19 protein-coding genes are annotated in these 24,937 nt (G+C 53.4%); 9 read left to right on the top strand and 10 right to left on the bottom strand.

Translation table 11 applies throughout. From position 1 onward, the window contains the following. The first annotated feature begins 93 nt into the window (after positions 1-93). Positions 94-510: a helix-turn-helix domain-containing protein gene (locus KP708_RS00885; RefSeq protein ID WP_215749818.1), complete on the top strand. Its 417-nt coding sequence runs from the start codon at positions 94-96 to the stop codon at positions 508-510. 194 nt (positions 511-704) lie between these two features. Further along, positions 705-3,080, top strand: a complete 2,376-nt coding sequence (locus KP708_RS00880; RefSeq protein ID WP_252347327.1) for a mechanosensitive ion channel family protein — start codon at positions 705-707, stop codon at positions 3,078-3,080. A 52-nt stretch (positions 3,081-3,132) separates the two neighbouring features. Here the strand turns inward: KP708_RS00880 and KP708_RS00875 are convergent, their stop codons facing one another. From KP708_RS00875 to KP708_RS00865, 3 genes are all read right to left on the bottom strand, one after another. Then, positions 3,133-3,474 (bottom strand): hypothetical protein, encoded by a 342-nt coding sequence (locus tag KP708_RS00875; protein ID WP_215749814.1) that lies wholly within the window; start codon positions 3,472-3,474, stop codon positions 3,133-3,135. Between the two features lie 319 nt (positions 3,475-3,793). After that, positions 3,794-5,080 carry a YncE family protein gene (locus KP708_RS00870; protein ID WP_215749812.1) on the bottom strand — a complete coding sequence of 429 codons (1,287 nt, stop codon included), beginning with the start codon at positions 5,078-5,080 and terminating at the stop codon, positions 3,794-3,796. Beyond that, positions 5,077-5,922 carry a creatininase family protein gene (locus KP708_RS00865; protein ID WP_215749810.1) on the bottom strand — a complete coding sequence of 282 codons (846 nt, stop codon included), beginning with the start codon at positions 5,920-5,922 and terminating at the stop codon, positions 5,077-5,079. The genes KP708_RS00870 and KP708_RS00865 overlap by 4 nt, the downstream gene beginning before the upstream one ends. A 107-nt stretch (positions 5,923-6,029) precedes the next feature. Here KP708_RS00865 and KP708_RS00860 point away from each other — a divergent pair, with 107 nt between their 5' ends. Together KP708_RS00860 and KP708_RS00855 are read left to right on the top strand one after the other, a co-directional pair. Beyond that, the gene (locus KP708_RS00860) at positions 6,030-6,533 is read left to right on the top strand and encodes a DUF2721 domain-containing protein (protein ID WP_215749808.1); all 504 of its coding nucleotides are present in this window, start codon (positions 6,030-6,032) and stop codon (positions 6,531-6,533) included. 278 nt (positions 6,534-6,811) lie between these two features. Beyond that, positions 6,812-6,952 (top strand): hypothetical protein, encoded by a 141-nt coding sequence (locus KP708_RS00855; RefSeq protein ID WP_157091237.1) that lies wholly within the window; start codon positions 6,812-6,814, stop codon positions 6,950-6,952. A 43-nt stretch (positions 6,953-6,995) separates the two neighbouring features. On the opposite strand, the gene KP708_RS00850 is transcribed toward KP708_RS00855, so the two are convergent. Together KP708_RS00850 and pstS are read right to left on the bottom strand one after the other, a co-directional pair. Beyond that, entirely contained in the window at positions 6,996-8,240 is a 1,245-nt protein-coding gene (locus KP708_RS00850) for a multidrug effflux MFS transporter (RefSeq protein WP_215749806.1), read from the bottom strand. A gap of 146 nt (positions 8,241-8,386) precedes the next feature. Next, entirely contained in the window at positions 8,387-9,403 is a 1,017-nt protein-coding gene (gene pstS / locus KP708_RS00845; RefSeq protein WP_202206972.1) for a phosphate ABC transporter substrate-binding protein PstS, read from the bottom strand. A gap of 324 nt (positions 9,404-9,727) precedes the next feature. Here pstS and KP708_RS00840 point away from each other — a divergent pair, with 324 nt between their 5' ends. The 4 genes from KP708_RS00840 (at position 9,728) to KP708_RS00825 (ending at position 16,720) form a co-directional block, all read left to right on the top strand. Then, a complete protein-coding gene (locus KP708_RS00840) occupies positions 9,728-11,419 on the top strand; it encodes an OprO/OprP family phosphate-selective porin (RefSeq protein ID WP_215749804.1) in 1,692 nt (563 codons plus the stop codon). Between the two features lie 224 nt (positions 11,420-11,643). Further along, positions 11,644-13,299, top strand: a complete 1,656-nt coding sequence (locus tag KP708_RS00835; RefSeq protein ID WP_215749802.1) for a porin — start codon at positions 11,644-11,646, stop codon at positions 13,297-13,299. Positions 13,300-13,426: 127 nt separating this feature from the next. Continuing rightward, a complete protein-coding gene (locus KP708_RS00830; protein WP_252347326.1) occupies positions 13,427-15,304 on the top strand; it encodes an AsmA-like C-terminal region-containing protein in 1,878 nt (625 codons plus the stop codon). 102 nt (positions 15,305-15,406) lie between these two features. Further along, positions 15,407-16,720 (top strand): UDP-glucose/GDP-mannose dehydrogenase family protein, encoded by a 1,314-nt coding sequence (locus KP708_RS00825; protein ID WP_305798406.1) that lies wholly within the window; start codon positions 15,407-15,409, stop codon positions 16,718-16,720. A gap of 68 nt (positions 16,721-16,788) precedes the next feature. Here the strand turns inward: KP708_RS00825 and KP708_RS00820 are convergent, their stop codons facing one another. From KP708_RS00820 to KP708_RS00805, 4 genes are all read right to left on the bottom strand, one after another. Next, positions 16,789-18,171, bottom strand: a complete 1,383-nt coding sequence (locus tag KP708_RS00820) for a sugar porter family MFS transporter (protein ID WP_215749796.1) — start codon at positions 18,169-18,171, stop codon at positions 16,789-16,791. A gap of 450 nt (positions 18,172-18,621) precedes the next feature. Then, on the bottom strand, positions 18,622-20,025 hold the full coding sequence (locus KP708_RS00815) for a PLP-dependent aminotransferase family protein (protein ID WP_215749794.1): 1,404 nt from the start codon (positions 20,023-20,025) through the stop codon (positions 18,622-18,624). Positions 20,026-20,040: 15 nt separating this feature from the next. Continuing rightward, positions 20,041-20,523: a hypothetical protein gene (locus KP708_RS00810; RefSeq protein WP_215749792.1), complete on the bottom strand. Its 483-nt coding sequence runs from the start codon at positions 20,521-20,523 to the stop codon at positions 20,041-20,043. A gap of 610 nt (positions 20,524-21,133) precedes the next feature. Next, a complete protein-coding gene (locus KP708_RS00805; protein ID WP_215749790.1) occupies positions 21,134-21,529 on the bottom strand; it encodes a nuclear transport factor 2 family protein in 396 nt (131 codons plus the stop codon). Positions 21,530-21,653: 124 nt separating this feature from the next. Here KP708_RS00805 and KP708_RS00800 point away from each other — a divergent pair, with 124 nt between their 5' ends. Beyond that, on the top strand, positions 21,654-22,424 hold the full coding sequence (locus tag KP708_RS00800) for an AraC family transcriptional regulator (RefSeq protein ID WP_215749788.1): 771 nt from the start codon (positions 21,654-21,656) through the stop codon (positions 22,422-22,424). Between the two features lie 101 nt (positions 22,425-22,525). Here KP708_RS00800 and KP708_RS00795 read toward each other — a convergent pair whose 3' ends face one another. Next, positions 22,526-24,874, bottom strand: coding sequence for a TonB-dependent receptor (locus KP708_RS00795; protein WP_215749786.1), 2,349 nt, complete (start codon positions 24,872-24,874; stop codon positions 22,526-22,528). Positions 24,875-24,937 lie beyond the last annotated feature (63 nt).

Raw genomic sequence — 24,937 nt, 5'->3', positions numbered from 1 at the left:
CCGAAAAGTGGTTCGCCATCCATTTGAGCCCTTGGCGCCAACAGTTCCAGACGGCACCATATTGTGCCCTGGATACCAAAAGGTTCCCACAGAATGACAACCTCCCTTCCAGCCCGCTATCGCCAGGCCCCCTTTGACGAAGACTGTGCACCGCGCCGGGTTCTGAGGCTTTTCAGTGGAAAATGGACGACCATGATCCTCCATACGCTCCACCTTCTGGGAGGAAGTTCTCGCCCTGGCCGTCTTCAGCGAAGCATTCCTGGTCTTTCCAAAAAAATGATGACCCAGACATTAAGGGAGCTCGAAGACAAGGGACTCGTCTGTCGCGAGATCCATCAGATCATGCCCCCCAATGTGGAATACAGCCTGACGTCCCTCGGGAAAGTCTTCGTCGAGCCCATTGAACAGCTCTACTTATGGGGGATCGACCATGCAGATGCGCTGGAAGCGCTAGAGGCCAATGAAAGCCGTGCAGTAGCTTCAGACGCTCTGATGGAAGCTGCAGAATAACGCATCACTTTTTGGACAGGGGACCTCGTCCTGTGGCACTCCTGCTTGAAAAGGGCCTTCCCGGCCAAAACAGACCTCACCTTGCGCGGACATGCTCCAGTTTCAAGGCATATCAAGGACATTTCAGAACGATGTGTTCCCCTTCACGGCCCGTCCAGTCACGAACACCCCGTCAAAAGGAACGCCATTCCTTCATGGCCTTTCTGGTTTTCCTGACGGCCCTGCTGGCAACACCCTTCAGTTGGGCAGAGACAACACCTGCAAAAGCCGCCGCACCGGCAACATCCGGCCCAACATCGGCACCCTTGTCGGCTCAGGAAGCCCAGCAGCTTCTGAATGTCCTGAATGACCCCAAACAGCGTGACAGCTTCACGCACACGCTCTCGCTCATGGCGCGTGGTGTCAAACAGACGGACACGCCTGCAGCAAGCCCAGCGTCCAAGGCTGCGACTATGCCGGACGTGTCACCAGAGATTGATAACGGCCTGAAAAGCGTTCGTACGCAGTCATTGGGATATGTTCACAACTTCCTGAACCTCTTCAGTGATCTGGGGCTGGTCGGCCACTGGTTCAGGTCACAGATGCTGTCGGCAGAAACACGCGCGCCAATCCTGCATGCATTTGGCATTGCCGTGCTGGTCATTGCGTGCGGTCTGGGGCTCGAACGCACCATTGCGCTCATGCTGCGCAAACCGCTTCAGAACCTGACGCTTAAAGCACAGGCGCGGGAAGTCCGGAATATTCAGGTCCTGCCCGAAGCAGACCCGGTGCCCGCAACGGCGGCCACTGAAGCCACCAGCAATTCCAACCAGACCCGAGCAGAAGACCAGAGACGTCAGGTTGAGACGCTCCGTTTCCTGTCCCGCATTCCTTACGCCGCGGGTCACTTTCTGCTTAAAGCCCTGCCCGTTCTCGCCTTTCTGCTTCTGGCAGGCCTGTCGGTGCTGGTTCTGCCTCTGACAGAGCGCACCGTGAACGTTATCCTGACACTCGCATACTCTTATGCAGGGGCACGCACGCTCTACCTCCTGGTCGAGACTGGTCTTACCCCGCGGTCACCGACCATTCGGCTTCTGCCTGCCAGCACACCGACTGCCTTTATGGTGACGCGGTGGTGGAACGTGTTGGTTGCTGCGCCCGCTATTGTCATTTGTCTGTCCGAACTTGGCGCACAGTTCAATCTGGCACCACGCGGAACAGGAGCCATGATTCGTGCGGTTGTTCTGGTTGAACACGTGCTGATCGCTGCTTTCATCTGGCGTATCCGTCACATCGTCAGCAATGCGCTGCAGCCCAGCACCGCTGGTAAGAAAACGGGCATGTGGACGGTCATAGCCGCCATCACGCGCCTGTGGTGGGTACCTGCCATGTTCCTGGACATTTCGCTCTGGATTGTCTGGGCAGCCCATCTACAGGGTGGATACACATGGATCCTCAAGACCACAGGCGCCACAATCGGCGTTCTGGTAGCGTCCCGTCTTGGTGCTGTTCTGGCTTATGGGCTGCAGGACCGGTTCTTTCGGGTCAATCCACAGCTTGTGGAGCGCTTCCCAGAGCTTCAGAAGCGAGCTGATCGCTACTACCCGGTCGCCCGCATGATCCTGACGGGCGCCATCCTGTTCCTCACGCTCGTGGCCATCACAGAAGCATGGGGCCTGCCAACCTTCGGCTTCTTCATCAAGAATGCCCTGGGCCGTCGTCTGATGGATACCGCACTGACGATGCTGATTGCAGCGACTGTGGCTGCGGCAATCTGGGAAATGGTCAATATCATGCTGAACCGGCAGCTCTCGTCTTTCGAGACTTCTGGCCAGCGCTCCCGAGCGACCCGCCTGCGCACGGTCATGCCGATTATCCGCACCGTTCTTCTGGCTATCATCATCATCATCGTTGCCGTGACGACACTCTCGCAGATCGGCATCAACGTAACGCCACTTCTGACCGGTGCAGGCATCCTTGGCGCAGCTATCGCTTTCGGTTCCCAAAGCCTGGTGAAGGACTTCATCACGGGCTTCTTCATGCTCGTTGAAGACGCAATCCAGGTCGGTGACTGGGTGACGACAGGCGGCGTCTCGGGAACCGTGGAAAACCTGTCAATCCGGACTGTAAAGGTGCGCGACATTACAGGCGATCTGCACATCATCCCGTTCTCGTCCGTCTCCTCCATTGCCAACACGGCACGCGGTTACAACCAGATCGTCATCAAGCAGCAGCTTGATCTGTCGGAAGACCTGCCACGCGTCTCTGCCATCATGGAAAAAGCCGTCAAGGAAATGCGGGCTGATCCGGTTTTCGGGCCCATGATCCTGTCGGACTACACAGACCTGGGCGTGGACCAGAGCGACAGCGGCGGCGCCACTCTGATTGGCAGCATCCGGACAACCCCCATGATGAAATGGAAGGTCAAACGCGAATTCAACCGCATCGTGACCAACCGCTTTGCGGAAGAAGGCGTCAAATTCTACACGCCGACCGCCTACACCACGACGCCACCAGGCAACAGCATGCAGTTCAAGGTCGCCAATGACACAGGGCCACAGCCTGTTCAGCCATCACCTGAAAAAGCCTGATATCCAGAAGGGGAGCAAATAGGCTGCTCCCCTTCTCAGCAGGAAAGGCCGTTCAGAAACTTGGGAAGAGCGTGAAACTGACCAACGACAGGTAAAACATTACCGCCAAAAGAATATGACACATGTAAAGCGGGGCAATCACATACCCCCGCCGCCTTGCCCACCCCATAAGAAGACCAAAAGCGGCGACCGCCACAGCCAAAGCGACATTCAGCATAAGTCGACTGTCACCATTCACCAGCGCAACAATCATGAAGACTGCGCCCAAAAAAGCAAAGCCGACATGGACTGGAAGCAGAGCCTTCAACGGTCGCTTGCTGCGAAGAACGCAAAGGCCGAGCCAGACGCCTGCAATAACCGTCAAAGTGAAGCACAACATCGAAGCAATCAACATCTTCGAGCCACCTTTTCTCTCATGTGTTTCTGCACATTATCGAATCTGGGAGCAAAATGCTTGCAAGTATTCGTGCGCACATAATGAGCCTCACGTCATAGCGACCTACAAAATGACCCTCAGTGCCCTTCCGAGCCATCCTTAGACAGGATCGTAATTGCTCCTAGATCGCCTGCGCAGGCTGACTCATACACGGGATCAAAGAAGACAGCGGCTCTCTCAAAGGACGCCGATACCCGTAATAAAAAAGCCCGGCATTTCTGCCAGGCTTTCAAGAATAGAGACATCAACTGACGTCTCCATCATCACTCATCTCAGATCAGCGCAGAATGCCAGTGTGACCCACACTGTAACGGCCTGGCTGCGGCCAGACGGTCAGGCCATGCGGTTCTGCCCCAACAGGGATCTTGCGGACAGCACCCGTATCCGTGTCGATGGCATAAACCACATCGTCAAAACGACCTGATAGCCAGAGTAGCTTTCCGTCTGCACTGACATTGCCCATATCCGGGCTGCCGCCACCCGGAATTACCCAGGTCTTGATGACCTTGTCCGTCGCGAAATCGATGATGGACACTCCACCCGGGCCACCGCGCTTGCCGTGAATGCGATGGGAGCCGCGGTTCGCCACGTACATGACCTTGCCATCACGGCTCGGATACAGGCCATGCGTGCCGATACCCGTTGGGATGAAGCCGGTTTCCGTAAAAGAGTCACCATCCACGACGAACACACCGTCAGCCATCATGTCGGCGACATAGAACTTATGTCCGTCTGGAGCTGTCAGAATATCCTGCGGCATTCCACCCTTGGACAGCTTCAGCATACCGATCATCTTCAGGTTCACGGTATCGACCTTGGCAACATAACCGCCAAACTCGCAGGTGAAGATCGCGTACTTGCCGTCAATGGAGAAATCAGCGTGATTGACGCCTTTGCACTCCGGCGTCTCGACTGAGCCCTTTAGCTCCATCGTGTGCGGGTCGCGGAAATCAAGACGCTTGTGGGCTTCAGCCACCGTGATCGCGTACTTGCCATCTGGGGTGAAGTACATGTTGTAAGGATCGTCCACTGCGATATTTGCGCCGGGCTTTGCGGTCGCAGGGTCGATCGGCGTCAGGGAGCCATCCGGACGTCCCTCACTGTTGTTGGTCACCCAAAGCGTCCGCAGATCCCAGGATGGCACGACGTGCTGCGGGGAGCGACCAACGGGGTAGGTATCCACAACCTGAAAAGACACCGGATCAATAACGGAGACACTATTTCCACGCAGGTTCGGGACATAAACCCGCGCCGGATCATGAGCGATCGCCGGGGAAATATGGGACGGCGTGGTCTCGCTATAAATATTGTGCGGATCAATCACGGCTGGCATGCCCGGAATGGTCTGCACCGCATCTGAAGCAACCGGAGCGGCCACAGGAACAGATGCGACAGCAGGTGCTGGCGCTGAGACAGGCACCATAGCTGGCGGAGCTGCTGGAGCCGCCGGGGCCGGAGGCACAGGAATCGGTGCACTTGCATCCGCAGGAGCCGTGGTCTGGGCGTGCGCCGCAGAGGCTCCCAGCAGCGTCAGCGCCGCCAGAAGGGGGGTCTTGAAATTCATGGATGGCTCCTGTTGAAGGACTGAAGTGCCGTTACAGCGGTGCGTATCTGCATCTCTGTGCCGATACGTCCCAGTCCGGGCGTAGCCTGGCGCGGATCCCCGCCATAAACGCCATCGGTGACACTGGGTTTTGGAGCGGTGCGAAGCGCTTCCTGACGGACCAGGGACGGATCCACGGCCAGCATCAGGGACGTATCGCTCAGCTCCGCATGCATACCCACTTCTGCTGCATGACCCTGCGCTTTCAGGGCATCAGCATACTGATGGGGAATAACTTCATAATAATCGCGCAGGTCCAGAACTGCTGCCTGACCCTTCCATCGCGTGTTCAGCTCCTGAGCCACATGCGCCATGGACGCCTGATAGCCCCCATGATCTCCGAGAAAAACGATTTTCCGGAAACCCTGCACACGAAAGCTTTCAGCGGCACCTATCAGCATTCCCTCAAACACGGCAGGCGGTACGGAAATCGTTCCCGGAAAACGCATGTGAGAGGTTCGCGGGGAGGTTGAACCTTCCGGCACATAGGCAATGACGGGGGCCACAAACGTCTGCCCGGCCTGTCTGGCAATTTCGTCCGCCAGAACCTGCGCCCGCACATTATGCTTGCCGACAGCCATGTAAGGCCCGCTTTGCTCCGTACCACCGACAGGAATGATAATAGTATCCGTACCGCCATGAACGGAGCGGTCGATTTCCGTCCAGGTGTGGCAGGCGAATTCAACTTGTGCCGCTGTTCCCGAGCAATGCATCACGGCCTGCCCGAATGCCAGCGGAGCCATACCAATCCCCAGGCCAAGCATCGCACAGGCGGAGCGCAATAGACGGGGATAAATCGGCATAAGACAGGCATCTCTGAAAATGGTCGTCTTTCCCTACTCCATCCGGGGGTATGTTTTCCAGAGCACGCCATCTTTTCGCTCTCGGAAGATACAGTATAGAGAGCGGTATGCCTTTTCCTGTTTCTTATGACCCCGATGCGGTCGATAGTGCCGCCCATCTGATTCAAGTCGCGCTGACGCCGGTTTTCATGCTTTCGGGCATTGGAACACTCATCAACGTCTTCAACACACGCCTTGCTCGCGTGGCAGATCACCTCGAAGACGTACGAAAAAAACTGGCCGCTCCGCCTTCTGATACCGATACGCCAGACCCTTTCTATACACCGGCACGACTGGCCGCTCATGAGCTCAGACTCCATCGGCGAATCTTCGTTCTGGACGCAGCCATCATGCTCAACGCCATCGGCGGGGCCTCGACCTGCGGCGCGGCAATGGCTCTTTTTGTCGGCTCGCTGCGCGATGCAAGCACATCCACATGGCTGCTAGCCTTTTTCGGCATAGCTCTGGCCTGCACCGTTGGCGCTCTTTTCTTCTTTCTGGCGGACACACTTCTCAGTTGGCACGGGCTAAGACGCGACGGGCTTTCTCTTTCGTCTCCCATGAAAAATTGAGGCCTTGCGCAATTTTATTGCGCGAATGTGCCGGTTCCCAAATTTTGATGCCCTAAATTACAATGGAAGCGACAATAGAACACCCCTGAACTGAAACGTGAAATAATCGCTGTTTCAGCTCAGGAGACTGCTTTTCATGAATTGCAGCAAAGTTCTGGCAGGGATTTATGCGTTAAACGCAGGTCTGATCCCGCATCTTCATTTGTTGCTTTGACAGTGGTTTCTGGAGTTTCTCCCGTCCCACGCCATCAACGGCAAGTAAAACGGAGAAAACTTCCATGACGTCCATGACCCTGATCCACCTGATCGGCCTGCCAACCAATCTTCTCGCCCAGTTCTCAATGGTCGCATTCGTGCCTGTTATCGGCGCTCTGATGATCGCTACTGTTGCAGCTGACCGCGTTTCTTCCAAAGGCTGAATTTTAGCCTTTGGTTACGCCTTGGCTGTTCGCAGGCAGGGTTTCAGTGACGAACGGACAAGTAGGAATTCGGATCCAGACGACGACGCCACAAGTCGCTGATCCAACAGCCCATGATTCCGATCATCATGCCCACTGATGTGGACCCGATCCAGTGTGACGGTAGCAGCGCCATTAAAACGCCTGCACCTCCTGCGATGGTCCAGTTCAGTGTACCAATCAGGGCAGATGCTGCTCCTGCCTGATGCCCGTGATGCGTCAGGGCCAGAACACCAGCGTTTGGCCCGACAAATCCGAGCGACGACGTCGTACAGAAAATCAGGATACAGAGTATCCAGGGATTTTGTGGCCCAACCAGCCCCAGCGAACAGACCAGCACACTAAGCAGTGTAAAGGTCAGAACAGCTAGCATCCCGTATTCCATGACTCTGGTAAACAGAAAGCGCTGCGCCATCCGTGCGTTGATCTGTGACCCCAAGACAAAGCCTACAGCGTTCAGCCCGAAGAAGATGGCGAACAAGCGCGGCGAGAAATGCAGAATGCCCTCAAAAAGAGCTGGTGCATTGGAAAGATAGGCAAACATCGTAAAGGTGCCGAAGCTTGCGACCATGGCGGCAGAGCAGAACAGTGGCTCTGTAATCAAGCCCCAATACCGGGCGACCACGCCTGTAAAAGGGAGCGCAAACCGCTTCTCTGGCGGAAACGTGTCTGGCAGCAGGAACCACGTTCCAATGAACAGGAACACTCCAAAGCCTGCCCCAACCCAGAAAATCAGCCTCCACTCGCCCAGATCGAGCAAAAAGCTACCGATGGATGGCGCCAGAAGCGGCCCAAGACCAAAAATCAGCATCAACTGGGACATCAGCTTCACGCCAGCCGGTCCAGTGGCAACGTCACGCACCATAGCTCGTGGCGCTACGGACGTTGTCGCCCCTCCCATCGCAGCGATGAAACGTAGAATGCAGAATAGGTGAAAATTCGTGACCACCGCCAGAAGAGCGGAAGCGATAACATACACCACCAGCCCCAGCAAAAGCGGCAATTTACGGCCATAGCGGTCACAAAGAGGGCCAAGCGTAAACTGCCCAATTGCTAGCCCGGCGAGCCAGGCTGTCAGCGTTAACTGGGCTGAACCAGCTCCCTGCCCCAGATCATGTTCCAGCATGGGAAATGCTGGCAAATACATATCTGTCGAAACCGGTCCGAGAATGAAGATAAGACCGATCAAAATCCGAACGACCGGCGAAAGGGTCGTTACAGGGGCATCAGAGGCGGAGGAAGTGGACAAAAGTACACCACGTCAGACAGGGCGATAAACAGGAAAACGGGCCCCTCAGTGGAGAGAAGCCCGTTTCGGTACTCAACGCCTTTTTATGCGCTCTGACCATCCCCGAAAAAGCAGAAATGATCAGGAAAACAGGGACGACCGGAAGATTATTTCCCCCAGCCTGCCAGTACGCTGTCCTTCACGCTTTTGGGGAGGCCGACATAGTCAAGGCGGGCATTGTCCGCATCACCATTCTGAAATCCCCAGGCGAAGAAGTCACGAACAGCCTTGGCGACCTTTGCATCCTTCGGGTTGGTTGGAACCAGAACGAACGTTGCCGTCACAATCGGCCAAGCCCCTGCGCCTGCCGTATCGAGCAGGTTAACGGCATAATGGTCAGCATGGGTCCAGTCAGCCGCATTCGCAGCTTCAGCAAAACTCTGAAGCGTTGGAGAAATAAATGCGCCGGCATGGTTCTTCATCTGGGCAATATTCAGATGATTCTGTGCAGCATAGGAATACTCGACATAGCCGATGCCACCTTCCGTCTGCTTGACCATCGCTGCCACACCATCATTGCCGCGGGCGCCAGAACCGCCCGGCCATGCGATTGACGTGCCAGCGCCCAGCTTCTGCTTCCATTCCGGGGAGACCTGAGACAGATAGGACGTGAAGACAAAGCTTGTGCCCGAACCATCAGCACGATGAACCGGAGCGACATCTGTTTCCGGCAGCTTCAAACCCGGATTCAGAGCCTTGATGCGATCATCATCCCACTCCGTGATGTCGCCATCGTACAGAGCGGCAAGCGTCGGACCATCCAGATGCAGGCTGCCAGCCTCGATTCCCGGAACATTGGCAACGACGACAATGCCGCTCATCACGGTCGGGAACTGATACAGGTGTTCAGCAGCCAGACGATCCGCAGCCATCGGCTTGTCAGAAGCGCCGAAATCGACGGTCCGGGCAATAACCTGATCCTGGCCAGCGCTGGAGCCGACGCTCTGATAATTTACGTTCACCCCGATCTGAGTTTTGGCAGCGGCCCCCCACGCCCCGTAGATGGGGGCTGCGAAGCTGGAGCCTGCACCCGTAATCTCCTCAGCACGGGCAGAAGACAGCGAGACAGAACCAAGGGCCGTCATTGCGACAAAACCGAAAAGCGCGAGCTTGTTCTTAATCATGATGATCCCTAACCGGGCATTGGTAAACGGAGTTATGTACTAGCCCCACCCTTCCAAGGGAAACAGAGGGTGGCACATGATAGTTTCATGACAGGCTCAGAGTGCCTGATGCGTAAATAACACACCCATGGTCCATTCCCCTTAAAGCATTCAACAATGGGAAAATGCAGCCCGTTTCTAAAAGACACACATTTTCAAAGACATGACAGGGTTTGTCATAAATGAGTCTTTTTACCGTCATGAAACCTTCCCACTCTTCAAAAAACGAAATCAGATACCTCCGCTGTGGATCACCTGCCATTCATGCAAGGATGCACCACGGCAATGACTTTTTCTGTTCGAAGAGCAACAGCCCTTCTGGCGACTTCGACCCTGATGTCTTTTGGAACGTTCGTTGGTCATGCCCATGCGGCTGACCAGATGGAAATCATGGAACGCCAGATTCACGCGATGCAGGCGCAGTTGAATGCCCTGAAGAAAGAGCATAACGACGAGATCAAGCGAGCCAGAGCCGTCCTTGCCCGTCAGCGTGAAGAAGCGGAAAATAACCCTTACAATCAACGTAGCCGCTATATTGGCTCCCCACCACAACCCACTACCCCCCTAATCACTGTTCGCCAAGGGACTGGTAGTCCGGACAGTGGCCGTGCGGCTTCGGACCGTGCAGATGTCAGTTCATGGGCCGACTTCCAGCGCGCGACGTCTCAGGACGAGGAAGTCACGGTTGGTGGCGTGAAAATTGGCTTTCCCAAAGGCCGTCCAACCATTCAGTCTTCCGATGGCGCGTATGCTTTCTCCATTGGACTGGCCTTCCATGAAGACTTTGGCGGATTCTTCAATGCAGGCCCACGGGCAGGCGAAAGCCGTGGTGCTTTCAACAGCTTTACTTCCAATCTGCGACGCCTGCGTATCCCGTTCATGTTCCGCTACAAGAACTGGGTTGCAGCCGTTACGCCTGATTTTGGGGCGAACCATAATGATGGTTATGTCGGCCTGTACGAGGGCAACCTGAACTACACAGGTTTTCGCAACACAGTCCTGACTGCTGGTTACTTCCAGCCTCGCGTGACGGAGGAAGATTCCGAAAGCTCGAATGACTTCTTCACACTTGAACGTCCGAGCATCACTGACATGGTCCGCAACATTGCGGCTGGCGATGCGCGCTTCAGCGTGGGCGGCCTGCATTATGAAAAGCGCTGGTGGGTTGCAGGATACTTCACGGGGCAGGAATGGGGACACCGCAACGCCTCTGACAACGGCAGCACCTATTATGGCGGCGGCAACGCCAATACCGTTGATAGTCAGACAGGCGCCACACTCCGTGTCGCTGGCCGACCTGTGGTCACAAAGGACGTGGACGTCCATGTTGGAGCGTCTGCCATTTCAGCCTTCAAGGTTGCCTGCAACACAGGAGCAGATGCAAACCATTGTACACGGTCAACATCCTTCGGCCAGCGTCCTGAATTCGACATTGGAGAGGCTAATCTCGCGGCAACAGGAGGAATCACAAATGCTGCCCAGGTCTGGGCTGCTGGCCCCGAACTGGGCATCCGCTGGAAACGTCTGATTGTCAAAGGTGAGTACTATCACGTTGGCGTCGAGCGTTCTGGCCCCGGTCTGAAATCCGCAGGGTTTCAAGGCTGGTACGGGTCAGCAGCCTATACAATCTTCGGTGACCCTCGCATGTACAACATTAAGGAAGGTGCTTTTGGTGGTCCCGGCGTAAAGGCTAACGAGGAATTCAATCCGGCGCTCGATCAATGGGGGGCTCTTGAAGTCGTCGGCCACTACAGTGTCATTGACCTCAATAGTGGCCTGAATGATGCAAACGCCAAGAATGTCATTCGCGGTGGTCAGCAAACAGTCTGGACCGGCGGCCTGAACTGGTATCCCAATCGCCATTTCCGCCTCATGCTGGACTACAGCCACTTCATCGTGTCTCGCAGCATGCAGGCGACCAACCTGTACGGCCGCAGTGGCAACTCGATTGCAGCCCGAATTCAGGCTGGTTTCTAACACTTCACCATTTTTCAGGCGGGGCGGGTCATGGACCATGCCCCGCCTTTTTCATTGATGGAGCCTCAGACAAGAAACAGTGGCGTCTACCGTAGCCCTCTATTTGTCGCACAATGATACGCACCTCATTGTGATTTCTGTCTAAACAGAAAATCCTCGCTTGCAGTATGCCTGCGATCTTGGCCCCGACAGATGAGCTGCCTTTCCAGGACGCCCTTTCGCTTATGATTGTCTCTTTGACCCGCCTGAGTTTTCTAGCAACAGCAACGTTTTTACTGTCTCTTGCTTCCACTTTCCCCGTTTTCGCTGCCGACAGACTGGAAATCATGGAGCGCCAGATCAGGGCAATGCAGGCGGAGGTCCAGAAACTCCGGAAAGAGCGAAACGAAGAACTTAGACAGGCTCGGGCCGTTCTGGCACACCAGCGCGAAGAAACAGAAGCAAATCCCTACAGGCAGCGCGCAAGCTTTCTTCCGCCGCCTCCGCTTCTTCAGGTCATGCCTGCCATTGCTCCACTGACAATCCATCGGCCAGGCGTCCATCCGCAAGACACGCCGCCATCAGACCGAGGCATCGTGACCTCCTGGCAGGATTTCCAGGCCGCTACCGCTCAGGATGAGGAAGTCAGCGTCGGAGGAATCAAGATTGGCTTCCCGAACGGGCGTCCGACATTCAAGACAGCCGATGGCGCCTATTCTTTGTCCATTGGTTTAGCGTTTCAGGAAGATTTTGGCGGCTTCCCAAGCATTTCGCACAGAAATGGCGAAGAGCGAGGCAATTTCAACAGCTTTACATCCAACAGTAGACGCCTCCGGATTCCGTTTACCTTCCGCTATAAGGACTGGGTTGCAAACGTCACACCTGACTTCGGGCATGGCAACCATGATGGTCAGGTTGGCCTTTACGAAGCCAACATCAACTATGCAGGGCTGCATAACACCGTCCTGACCGTTGGGTATTTTCAACCCCGTGTGACGGAAGAAGATGCAGAGAGCTCGAACGACTTCATGTTTGTTGAGCGCCCTGCAATCATTGACCTTGTTCGCACGATTGCCGCCAACGATGCCAGATTCAGCGTGGGAGGTATGCACTATGCCGATCGCTGGTGGATTGGAGGGTACTTCACCGGGCAGGAATGGGGCAATCGCAACGAGCGCGGCTATTATGCCAGTGTCGGGGACGAGATCACGGATAGTCAGACAGGTGGAACCTTCCGTGTCGCAGGCCGCCCAGTTGTAACCAAAGACGTGGACATGCATGTCGGCATCTCCTCCATCGCATCTTTCAAGGTTGCCAAGAGCACGACAGGCCGCAGTTATACGTTTGCCCAACGCCCGGAAATCAATCTGGGCGAATCCATCCTTATGACGACGGGCGCCATCAATAATGTTGCTCAACTCTGGTCAGCAGGGCCGGAGTTCGCGCTGCGCTGGAAACGACTTCTGATAAAGGCTGAGTATTATCGCATCGGTGTTGAACGCACAGAGGGTTTACCCTCACTCGGATTCCAGGGGTGGTATGGTGCTGTTGGATACACGCTTTTTGGAAACCCACGGCGTTACAGCATCCAGGAAGGAGGTTTCCTTGCCCCCGGCGTCTCTCCGGATCAGGAATTTGATCCCCTGCATGATCGTTGGGGAGCTCTGGAAATTGCAGCCCGTTATAGCGTCGCTGATCTCAACAGCCGCATAGGAGATGCAGATGGCGTCCGTGGCGGACAGCAGACTGTCTGGGCAACGGGCCTAAGCTGGTATCCCAACCGCTATTTTAAATTCATGCTGGACTATAACCACTTCATCGTCAGTCGTTCTTCCGCCACCGTTAACCTCTATGGTCGCAACGGCGATGCGGTCGTCGGGCGCATTCAGTCAACATTCTGAACAGCATTCACCTGAAACCCAATGAAATGTTCTGGAAAATTATTTTTTCCAGACGAACTCTCCCACTCTAGAGATCTTCCAGTTATTATAGAATTTTATATTCGGTATTTGGAAAGACTTTCTCTTGTTGAAATGGCTTCTTGGAGCGTTCCTCGGCTTTCTTGTCGTTTGCAGTGCGATCATCGGAGGCGGCTGGCTCTGGATCGACCAGAAAGATTTCTCGGCACTTGCAACACAGAAGCTCGAAAAAGCCACGGGTCGAACGGTCAAAATCGGCTCATTACGCCTTAGCCCTGGCCAGTGGATCACGATAGACGCCAAGGACCTGCATCTGGCCAATATTCCCGGCGGCAGTCGACCAGATATGGTGAGTGTAGGTGCCCTGCATGCCCGAATACGGCTAACCTCGCTTCTGCATGGGCCACTTGAAACACGCGATGTCACGATTGACCATTTCTCAGGTCTCTTTGAAAGAACCCCAGACCGAACACCTAACTGGCGCTTCAAGTCCCATAAAACTTCCGATACCGCAGATACCCAACCGCCGCCTTCGGACAAGCCTGACCTGAGCTGGTTCCCAGGACTTCGCAACGCCACAATCAACGAGAGCGATGTTACTTATCGCTCCGCAAAGGGCGCCTCATACCCAGTCACCATGCAGCATGTGACTTTTCAGTCCGAAAATGATGCGTCTCCCCTAAGCATGGCTTTTCAGGGCGCATACAACGGCACACCCGTCACGCTCGATGCCACCATGCAGCCCCTCAAGGTCCTACGTCGCGCCCCAGAGCCATACGGGGCAAAAGCCCATGTTACGTCCGGGGATCTTGCTATCGACTTTGATGGCACCCTCACGGATGCTCTGAACTTTGAGGGCGTGAAAGGCAATATTACCCTTTCCACGCCGACCTCTGCGCCAATTTTTGCGCTGGCAGGGCTACCAGACACCCATCCCGTTATTCCCCTGACTCTTAATGGCACCTTTAGTCATGCCGGAGACAACTGGCATCTCACCAATGCCACGGGAAACTTCCAAAGCACCAAAATCAAAAGTGGGACCTTTGATCTGAACGAAGGTGGCAAAGGAAAGCCCGATATCATTTCAACAGACCTGAATCTGGGCCGGGTAGATCTTAATGATCTCAATAAAGCACTCTCATCCGGAAAATCCTCTGGGCCAACCGATATCCCCCTGATTGCCCCCGCAAAACCTGACCCGGTTCTGCACGTCAAACTCACTGCTGATGAGATCCTTTACAACACTCTGACGTTTGCCAAGTTGAAGCTGGACGCGTCTCAGACACCTGGCCGCATTGATGTCAGCACCCTCGCACTAGGCTATCTGGGAGCGGGACTTCAGGCCAACGGACACATGGAAGATCAAGGCGGCCGCTCCCGTGTTACGGCAAACATCGCTCTCTCCCATGGCGACATTGACCGCCTTCGCCGCACTGCGGGTCTAGCCCCAGTTCCGGTAAAAGGCAGCCTGTCGATCCGCATCATTGCTTCGGCGAATAATGTCCGCACCCTGAACGAGGCCACACGGAAAGCTGATCTGGTCGCAGCGGTCAGTATGGAAAAAGGAGAAATTGCCCGAGAGATCGTGGAAGCCGCGTCCATGGATCTTCGGCTGCTGTTCCGTCATGCAAAAGGGACCACACCGATCACCTGCATGCTGGGTGTTCTGGAGATGCATCAGGGGATCGGAAAAGTTGTTCCTCTCCGGCTGAAGACCAGCGCCGGTGTTCTGGCCGCGAAGGCAGATTTTGATTTAAACCGCCGATGGTTGGACCTTGTGTTTGCGAGCCGGCCGTTCTCCACAAGTTTCTTTGCACTCGATATCCCCGTACGTGTCAGTGGGCGGTTTGACAGTCCCGATCTGAGCATTGCGAAGTGGTCGAAGAAAGGGCGTGACCTTTTGGCGGACTCCAACGAGCTGACTGTTCTGCCTGCTGCCCTCCGATCCTTTGCATCTTCCAATGCCTGCGCCCGCCCCACGCAATGACACATCATCCTGGTTCATGGAGCGGCCTCAATTTGCTCCGTCAATGTACGCAGGTTATGCAGACCGCATAGCGCCTGGAGAGTTTCTGTTATGCGTATAGCAATGATCGGTGGTGGTTACGTCGGGCTGGTTTCCGGTGCATGCTTTGCCGAATTCGGTTCAGACGTAGCCGTTGTCGAGCGGGACCCCAAGAAACTGGCAGCCCTGCGTGAGGGCCGTATTCCCATTTATGAGCCCGGTTTGGACGCTATTGTCGCCAAGAATACCGAGACCGGCCGCCTTACATTTGGGGATGATCTGTCAACCGCTATCAATGGTGCAGACGCCGTCTTTATCGCCGTTGGCACCCCGACCCGGCGCGGCGACGGCCACGCAGACCTGACCTACGTCTATGCAGCAACGGAAGAAATCGCCAGCTCTGCCAAAGAGGGCCTGCTCGTCGTCACGAAATCTACGGTTCCGGTTGGAACAGGCCGTGAAGTTGCACGAATTCTAAGGGAAACGCGCCCTGAGCTCACGTTTGACGTCGCATCAAATCCTGAATTCCTCCGAGAAGGTAACGCTATCGGAGATTTCATGCGCCCGGATCGCGTGATCATCGGGATTGATACATCCGGTTCCGACGAAGGCGAACGTGCGACAAGGATCATGCGTGAAGTCTATCGCCCCCTGCATCTGATTGAAGCGCCTATCGTCATTACAGACCTCGAAACGGCGGAACTCACCAAATACGCCGCAAATGCCTTTCTCGCCATGAAAGTCACCTTCATCAACGAGATGGCTGATCTCTGCGAAAAAGTGGGAGGCAATGTCCATGATGTTGCGCGTGGCATGGGTCTGGATCAACGCATTGGCGGGCGTTTTCTGCATCCGGGCCCGGGTTATGGGGGGTCCTGTTTCCCGAAGGATACACGCGCTCTAACAGCCATCGCAAATGATGCAGGAGCCCCATCCAGTTTGGTCGAAGCCACCGTAGCCGTAAACGAAGACCGCAAAAGTCGGATGGCTGAACGCATCATTGCTCAGGCTGGCGGTACTGTCCAAGGCAAGACGGTGGGAGTTCTGGGTCTAACCTTCAAGCCAGATACCGACGATATGCGCGAGGCAGCTTCTTTGCCTATCCTTACCCATCTGCATGAAGCAGGAGCCCGGATTCAGGCCTTCGATCCTGAGGGAATGGAAGCTGCACGCTCGCTCCTGCCTGACGGGGTTGTCTATTGCGGAGACGCGCTGGAAGCAGCGACCAACGCTGACATTCTGGTCGTTCTCACGGAATGGAACGTATTCCGCGCCATTGACCCGGAACGCCTGAGCAAAGCCATGCGCGGAAAAGCCATTGCGGATTTGAGAAACATCTGGGACCCCGCAAGCATGCGGGCCGCCGGCTTTGATTACAGTTCAATCGGCCGACTCTAAACGTGCACAAAAAAAACCGACCTCTTTGAAAGGCCGGTTTTTCGCGTCAAAAGTAATACGTTCAGCTTTCAGGACTTGTGAACGGGAGCAAAAGTTCCATTCCGAAGGCTCTTTTCAAGCTGTTCCAAGGACTGGCCTTTGGTCTCCGGCACATAACGCAGCACGAACAGAAAGGCGCCTGCATTGACGAGAGCGAAAAGCCAGAACGTCATGTGTGCGCCCAAACCCTCAACAAGAGACAGGGTTGTCAGAGAGATCAGCAGATCTGCCCCCCAATGGCTGCCCGCAACAAGGCTCATGCCCTTGCCACGGCAGGACAGCGGATAAACCTCAGCGCCAACCAGCCAGACTGCAACTGACAGGCTACCCGTGTTGCAGATCGTGTAACCCATGATCGCCAGAACCGTGATCCATGCGCCAACACCGCCTTTCATGTGCAGCGCAAACATTGCTCCGAGCACGATCAGGGAAATAACTGCACCGGGCAGCAGGCGTAGAATCAGCGTCCGGCGGCCCCAGTTATCAACGGCCCAGCCACCGAAGATCGTAGCGCAGACCATCGCCAGGCCAACAGCAACTGACGTCAAAAGCGCAGATTCCTGACCAAACCCGGCATCTGCAAAAATGGTTGGGGCATAGTACAGAACCGCGTTGATACCCGTTAGCTGACACAGCAGAGCGATACCAACAGAAGCAATAAGAGCCGGACGAACCCAGGGCTTGGCGAGTTCAGACCAGGGAGCCTGCTCGTCATGGTTGTCTATGATGGCCTGAAGTTCATTCTGGGCCACTTCTTCTGAAGGCCGTACGCGACGCAGGACAGCCAGAGCTTCGTCCGTCCGCCCCTTAAGGGCTAACCACCGTGGGCTGTTTGGCAGAAATCCCATCCCGACAAAAAGGATCAGTGCAGGCAGCATGCCGATGCCGAACATGATCCGCCAGCTGCTGTCTCGCAGGAAATAGCCAGTCAGGAAGGAAATCGTAACGCCCGATACAATCGCAAGCTGGAAACCAACAACCAGTCGTCCGCGACGGTTCGGCGGCGAAATTTCTGCAATGTAGATCGGGACAATCTGGGACGCCGCGCCGATCGCAAGCCCTAGAATCAGACGTGAGACGATAAGTACTGTGACCCCTTGGGCCGCCGATGCCAATGCTGTTCCAACCAGAAACAAAGCGGCAGCAAGCATCACAGTCCGACGACGACCAAACCGGTCAGAAATGCCACCCGCACCAAGACAGCCAATCAACGCGCCGAGAATAATGGCAGAGGTCACAATCTCTGACCCGATCGTATCGAGATGAAACTGCTCACGTATCTGCAAAAGCGCCGAGGATATGATTCCCGTATCATATCCGAAAAGCAGACCACCCGTTGCAGAGATGGTTGCAATGAAATTGGTCAGCGCTTCTCCGCTGAGCCGTCGTGAAACATCAAGGGACTGCGTCATAGGGTCTTCTTCCGTCCGTGAGCAGGGTCATTCGGGAGGGGTGTCTTTAACGTTACAGCACCTAACGGAACATCGTAAAAGTGAGTATTTTCATATTTCGATGATATTAATGTTATTTCTGGCTTAGATGTGACATTCAATGATGTGCATTTGTCACATCTCGCCTCATCGGGGGTGGATGCACTCTTGCTTCCACACTCCTTGACGACGGTGTCTGTTTCTCGAAGAGCAGGTCAAGGCTGCCGCATTTGTGGTCGGGCACAACTGAATGATCATGATCAAGCACTTGAGCATAAGCCCTCTGTTGCTTTCGTCATGCTACCCCGGTTCAGGTATGAGACCACGATCACCATCAAGAGAGGACAGGCTTAGACCGGCCACCTCCCGGAATATTGAAAAAAGTTTTTACTGGATAAATCTCGCAAGCAAGGAAATTCCTGCTTCTTCGATTTATACGATAGACAGGAAATCTGTAGATCTCTTGTGACTAAGAATAGTCACAATATCATGCAATGAATTTTCAAGATTAGAAATATTATCGATACTCCCAAGAGAAATTCTAGCTCTTTGGGGCGCATCACCATCCACGGCAAAAACATTACTCGGGACCAGTGCAATACCACGATGGCGCGCATATGATACAAAATCCACGCTAGTCCACCACTCAGGCAACTTTAGCCACACATGCGGGCCATTCGGGTCCATCCCATGACCGTCTCCTAAAATTTTTCGGGCAATAGACTGTCTGAGGCGTAATTCCTGCTTAATCGATACTAATATCTCTTTCGACTGCCCTGTCTGCATCCATCGCAATGTCAGTGCACTCAATAGTCCCGCATTTGTCAGAGCAAATGCGCGGACTGCTATAGAAAAACGTCTGGTCATTTCAGCGTTTGGCAGTGCAACATAGGCTGTTCTCAAGCCTGGGCTCAGTACCTTTGCCAACGTCGACACATAGATCACTCGGCCATGATCAAGCGCAGCCAGTGCAGGAATGGGATTATCATACAACAAGCTGTAGGGATCATCTTCTACGACATACAAACGGTTGTCATGAGCGATCCTTAAGACCTGCTTACGGCGTTCCAATGACATCGTCACCGTCGTCGGATTTTGAATAGAAGGGATACAATATATGGCTTTTGGTCGATATTGTCGGCAGGCCGTTTCCAGCTGCTCAGGTAGAAACCCGTTTTCATCACCATCTACCCCGACCAGAATAAGACCGAGTTGATCTGCGACAGTGCGTATTCCAGAATAGGTAATACGGTCAGTTAATATTATATCTCCCGGACCTGCCAGAATACTCATCGCCGCCGCCAAAGCCGTCTGTGCACCAGGGACTACCAACACGTCATCTGAGCGCCTTGATCCCATAACGGGTTCAATCCATTTTACCGCTTGCTGGCGCTCTTCCAATGTTCCCCCTGTGACGCGGTAGGACATAAGGTTGGCGATATCCTGCTTTTTCAAAAGTGCAGCAAGATCACGCTGCATAATGCGCTGAAGTGGCGGATTCTGCGGTATTGGCGGCAGATTCATCGTCATATCAACAATTGCCGCTTTGGGAGAGCGCCAGTGACTGACTTCAGCTCCCATCCTTACAAAGGTTCCTCGCCCCACCGTTGCATTAATGAGCCCACGGCGATGCGCCTCTCTGAATGCTCGCGTCACAGTTGTAAGATTTGTCCCGAGCGCAGCAGCTATATCTCGCTGGGTAGGAAGTCTTTCAGAACCATGAATGATACCCTCCCGAATTGACGATGCCAGAGCTTCTACTATTGCAAGGTACATAGGCCCATTATATTGGGCCGTATATTCACTCCACCTATCCAATATTTTTTTATTCTGCATTTACGGAATTCTTAATTATTTTCTGGAAAAATTCATAAGAAACCCGAAAAATCGATCGAGCGCTGGCCCGATAAAATACCCAACAAATATGGATGCAAATGCCATAGGCCATGCAAGATATTCATATGGCGAGAACCAAGTTTGTCCCTGAACAATCGTTATGACGGTTATCGCCAATAAAACGAAACCCCATAGAGAGGATGACATGAAAGGAGAGAGATACTTTCCGTAAACTCCGTTTTCTCTTTCAGAAATCGCTTTTGAAATACCAATATGATACAAAAATATCATGGATGAAACAAAGCAACCGAACAAAGCCATCCAGCTTGTGTGGAAATGATTTTTGTCATCTATGTATGTGTAATAAAGTGCCAGAGCTACATATGCATGAGCTAGAAACAAACCTAAAACCATACCAAAAAGTCTATGCTTCAGGATCGTTTCAGCTTCGACGTTTTTATTATTGTAAATTTCATTCTTATTAAAATTTTCAATCATAATTCTGTTCCTTGTCCTGTTAGAACGTTCCAAGGCGTCGAAGTCAGTACACTTTCTATCGATTGGCCCCCACTCTTTGAGGCACATTGTTCGCCTTTTACCGCCGGTATGCAAATTACAAGAGACGAATGACGTGCTGAAAAATAGGTACAATTGAAGACAACAACAGGAAAATATAACCGCCCAATGCGTACAATTTTTTCAAAGATAGTGTTTGGAAGAACGCCTCCCTATAACCAATTGTTTTTAATGTGCTTTTTTTGTGGAGAGAATTTAATGTGAAAACATTATCTGCACTTCGCCACTTTAGAATTTTGATGACGACACTAACGAGGTTTAAAAATAAACACGCAAACCAGATGATACGGATGTGGCGGTTAGCAAAAAGAAGACCGTCTTATTTCACAGCCTCCTCCCGGAACTCCCAACTTGCATTACAGTCTCGCTTTTTTCAAAGAGCTATAAAAACAGCCGAGATCATAACCGACTGGTCCCATATCATTGCGGCCACCTTCTAGCCTGTGATGTCTCCATGACTGCGCAACACTAGAAACAAGCCGCTGCCATAAATGACACCTCATGATAATGATTGAAATATCATAACTACCCGTTACTGTAGCGATCCAAGCGCTTTATCGTTCTGTCCACCCTCAAGAACATGCGTCAGTTCATCCACGAGGCAGATACGCTCCTCACGAAATTCATAAAAAGCGATAACCTTAATCAGACTACACTCACCAGAGTGGCGTATAGCACGCGCCAAATGGACAGTAGCTGCCCTATCACCCTCACAGACGACATGCTTAATACTGATTTCCAGCCTACAAAGGCCGCTTCTTAGAGCATTCGCATGCCTTAGGAAGGCGTCCAGCGTCATCTCATTTCCATCAACACGCTGTCGATAATCTGGTGTCATAAAATCAGAGAGCGCGCTGATCTCTGAGTTAAAATCCGTAAACGTAGAGAACATTTGGCGGATCGTCCGCTCGTGATGTCTCAATGACATGAAAACTTCCTTTGGTCTTGTGGCATCCAACACAGAGACTTTAACGTAGGAAAATGTGGCGCACTCTCGGGAATGTGCCATAATACAACTGTTATACGCCAAAATTTCCTAGTCGGGCCTACATATGCACTCCGCCAATATCGCTTGTCCTTGGCTAACAACCAGGCATATCAGTCAGCCCCAACGTCGCGTGACCGACCTTCACATCCACAAAACCGGTCAAATTATTGGGGTAGAGCGCGGGGTTATGATCATAAAGACTGAAGAGTCGTACTGGCTGATCGGTCCAAGACAATTTCTCTGGGTTCCACCAAAAACCAATCATGAAGCGCGCTCCCATGGTGCGATTTCGGGCTGGAGCTTCTATCTCAGAGAAGACAGATGCATTTTTCTCCCCACCAAACCTTTTATTGCAGACAGCACACGTCTGATAACAGCTCAGGCGGAACGTCTGTCAGTAGCTATCATCAGCAGTACATGGGACGACCGTACCGCTCGATTGGCTGCAAGCTTCTGGGATGAACTTCTGTCTATTCCTCGTTGTCCGGTAGCACTACCAGCCCCCAAAGACGTCAGGTTGAAGCAAGTGACAGAAGCATTGAGCATTCATCCGGCCGATACACGAGAGCAGCAGGACTGGGCAAAGCTGGCCGGGATGTCACTCCGCTCTTTCGTGCGCCATTTTACCGCTGATACCGGCATGTCTTTTTCGACCTGGCGCCAGAGGTTGCGTATTCTGAGCGCTCAGGAAAAACTGGCGCGCGGCGAAAGCGTCACTTCTGTAGCTGCTGCTGTAGGTTATGAAAGTCTCGGTGCTTTTGCTGCGGCTTTCAGGAAAAACACCGGATACTCTCCAAGCGATTATACCAAACGACTGCTCAAAGGCGTTGTGTAAGTCCACGGCTCTGCGTGCTGGAGAACGCGTGGGTTCATCAAACTCCATTCGTCTTTCCGCAGCTTAGCCTACATACTCCCTTTGAGATCCGTCTACTGGTATCAGAAATCCACTTTAAGGCGACCACCAACCATGCGTGGCGTTCCTGGAACACCGAAAATACCATTCAAACCCGTGTCCCGTGTTACGTCGTAATGGCGGTTCAGCAGATTGTTTGCATAGGCCGAGACGGACCATTTTCCGCTCTTAGGTGCGAACGTCAGACCAGCGTCCAGCAGGAAATAAGCTGGCAGCCGGTAAAGGTTATTTCCAGGAATATTTAACTGGGATCCGCGGTAACTGTAATCGACATAGGGCGTAAGCCCCCATGCCTCACCGAGCTTCACCTTGTAGGACGCAGAGCCCTCAAGCGTCAGCTTCGGAATTCCCATATCGACGTTATTGAAATTCTTGTACTGCGCACTCAGCACGCCCGTCTTGATGTACGCAAGAGCGACAGCCGTTGAGTCGATAGCGTTGAAATCCTTATAATTCCCGCGCTCGTATCCAATATGTTGATGCAGGACTAACCCAGGAATCGGATTGGCATCAAGCTCCATCTCCACACCCCAGATACGGCTCTTGGGAATGTTAACGTACTGACCAACCACGCCATATCGCGGAATAACGGCTAGCCCAACCATCTGCTGATTATGATAATCGTACCAGAACGCATCGCCGTTAATACGCAGCTTATGATGCATATAGTCGGACTTAAAACCAATTTCGTAAGCCAGAAGGGATTCCGGCTTTGTTGGATTAAGCTGCGATTCAACAACCGTATTGTTGGCTGTGAACCCGCCCGGCTTAAATCCTTTCCGAATTGACCCATAAAACATCAGATTATTGAACGCCTGATATTCAATGCCGCCCATTCCGGAAAACTGATTGGTCAGAGCACCATGTTGGCCATACCGGTTGTCAAAAGGCGTTGGATACGCCGGAGTGTTATACCGCATAGTCCGCATATTATAGAGCGTACGGTCATCGGATTCATGCGTCAGGCCCGCCTGAAGATGCAGCCCTTTGGTAAGGGCAAAGCGCAAATGTCCATACTGACTGAACGCCTGCTGATCCTGATTATAGCTGGTCCGCTGCACATAAGGCCGGGACCCGGACTGGGAATAATCATTAAAAATGGAAGAACGCATTTGCGTGCGGTCATAATACATCCCCACCGTCCACTGAAGGCGTGACTGTGGGTTACGCGACGCTAACTTGACCTCCTGAGAGAACATATTGGCGTTCGTGTTGACGTCCACGTCATAGATTGCATAGCGCGTGCCATCCAGATCCATGAGATTATGAACGTACATCTGCTGGAATGCGCTGATAGTCGTCAGGTTCGCAAATCCCAGGTTCCGCGTGATATTAACGCCTGCCCCCCAGAAGGTGTTGTTATAAGATGGTTTTGTCTGTCCCTCATTACCTGACAACTTGAGAAATTCCGGGCGAAAGCCCCACGAAGTGTCCCGGTTATTGCTGTAAGCTGGCGTATTTCTCGATAGATCCTGAATATTATAGACGCCAGTAGCCTGGGAATTATCCTGCATCCAGTTCCCACTAAAAACGATGTTCGTCTTATCGTCAGGCTGCCAGGCAACCTTCGCGCGCAAACCGCCTTTGTTGGCATTTCCCAAAGTCTGGCCTGTGTTGATGTTCTTCTGAAAGCCTCCCCCCTGCTGAGTAAAACCAGCAATTCGGTATTGCACGTTGGAGGTGATGGGGCCGGATACGTAAAGATTGGTAATGCTGCGATTATAGGTCGCAATGTCTTCAGACGCACCATAGTGAAGCGCCTTCGTCGGGTCCGCCGTTTGAACGTTGATCTCACCTGCCGTCACGGTTTGTCCGTGCGTGTAACCCGATGGCCCGTTGCTGACATCCACACCCGCCATATCAAACATCGCAGCGCCTGCCATATATCCAATAGGCAAAGCTACGCCGTCCACATAGGTCATGACGGATGGTGTATTGTTAGAGGTAAAATCGTTTAGCCCCACACCACGCAATGTGAAATTGACACTGGAACTCGCACCTTGAGGCTGCACTGTGAGATTGGGCGCAAGGTTCATCAGGCCTTTAACATCCGTCACCTGATGCCTTGCAAGATCCGCAGCATCGATATGAGTGACTGAAATGCCCTGCTTCTGTCGCGCCGCCTGCCCAAACACATTTCTCGTCTGCCGCACCATAATCGTCTCAGGTTGCGAAGATTGCATGGCCTGTCGATTATGCTGAACGGGAGACAACACAGGCTTTTGTGCAGTTGCCCCAGCTTTGGGGTGAGACGCATGTTTGTGAACTGCGCCCTTTGTGATTGGGGCCGCGACAGATGTTTCCGTACAGACAGAAAGCGTCATGGCAAGAGCGGTGCCGCACAGAAGAAAATAATTGTTATATCGGAACATTTCAGGTCTCCCCGGAATATCTCCGGTTATGAAGGTGGCGTGTTTCATGCACTCGCATGAGCG

The sequence above is a fragment of the Gluconobacter sp. P5H9_a genome (genome assembly GCF_018812085.1).
Classification (GTDB): domain Bacteria; phylum Pseudomonadota; class Alphaproteobacteria; order Acetobacterales; family Acetobacteraceae; genus Gluconobacter.
This window is presented reverse-complemented; position numbering and strand designations above follow the sequence as displayed.

Coding starts and splice junctions, on each gene's coding strand:
- KP708_RS00885 (WP_215749818.1), top strand. CDS start 94: ATGACAACCTCCCTTCCAGCCCGCTATCGCCAGGCCCCCTTTGACGAA.
- KP708_RS00880 (WP_252347327.1), top strand. CDS start 705: ATGGCCTTTCTGGTTTTCCTGACGGCCCTGCTGGCAACACCCTTCAGT.
- KP708_RS00875 (WP_215749814.1), bottom strand. CDS start 3,474: ATGTTGATTGCTTCGATGTTGTGCTTCACTTTGACGGTTATTGCAGGC.
- KP708_RS00870 (WP_215749812.1), bottom strand. CDS start 5,080: ATGAATTTCAAGACCCCCCTTCTGGCGGCGCTGACGCTGCTGGGAGCC.
- KP708_RS00865 (WP_215749810.1), bottom strand. CDS start 5,922: ATGCCGATTTATCCCCGTCTATTGCGCTCCGCCTGTGCGATGCTTGGC.
- KP708_RS00860 (WP_215749808.1), top strand. CDS start 6,030: ATGCCTTTTCCTGTTTCTTATGACCCCGATGCGGTCGATAGTGCCGCC.
- KP708_RS00855 (WP_157091237.1), top strand. CDS start 6,812: ATGACGTCCATGACCCTGATCCACCTGATCGGCCTGCCAACCAATCTT.
- pstS (WP_202206972.1), bottom strand. CDS start 9,403: ATGATTAAGAACAAGCTCGCGCTTTTCGGTTTTGTCGCAATGACGGCC.
- KP708_RS00840 (WP_215749804.1), top strand. CDS start 9,728: ATGACTTTTTCTGTTCGAAGAGCAACAGCCCTTCTGGCGACTTCGACC.
- KP708_RS00835 (WP_215749802.1), top strand. CDS start 11,644: ATGATTGTCTCTTTGACCCGCCTGAGTTTTCTAGCAACAGCAACGTTT.
- KP708_RS00825 (WP_305798406.1), top strand. CDS start 15,407: ATGATCGGTGGTGGTTACGTCGGGCTGGTTTCCGGTGCATGCTTTGCC.
- KP708_RS00820 (WP_215749796.1), bottom strand. CDS start 18,171: ATGACGCAGTCCCTTGATGTTTCACGACGGCTCAGCGGAGAAGCGCTG.
- KP708_RS00815 (WP_215749794.1), bottom strand. CDS start 20,025: ATGCAGAATAAAAAAATATTGGATAGGTGGAGTGAATATACGGCCCAA.
- KP708_RS00810 (WP_215749792.1), bottom strand. CDS start 20,523: ATGATTGAAAATTTTAATAAGAATGAAATTTACAATAATAAAAACGTC.
- KP708_RS00805 (WP_215749790.1), bottom strand. CDS start 21,529: ATGTCATTGAGACATCACGAGCGGACGATCCGCCAAATGTTCTCTACG.
- KP708_RS00800 (WP_215749788.1), top strand. CDS start 21,654: ATGCACTCCGCCAATATCGCTTGTCCTTGGCTAACAACCAGGCATATC.
- KP708_RS00795 (WP_215749786.1), bottom strand. CDS start 24,874: ATGTTCCGATATAACAATTATTTTCTTCTGTGCGGCACCGCTCTTGCC.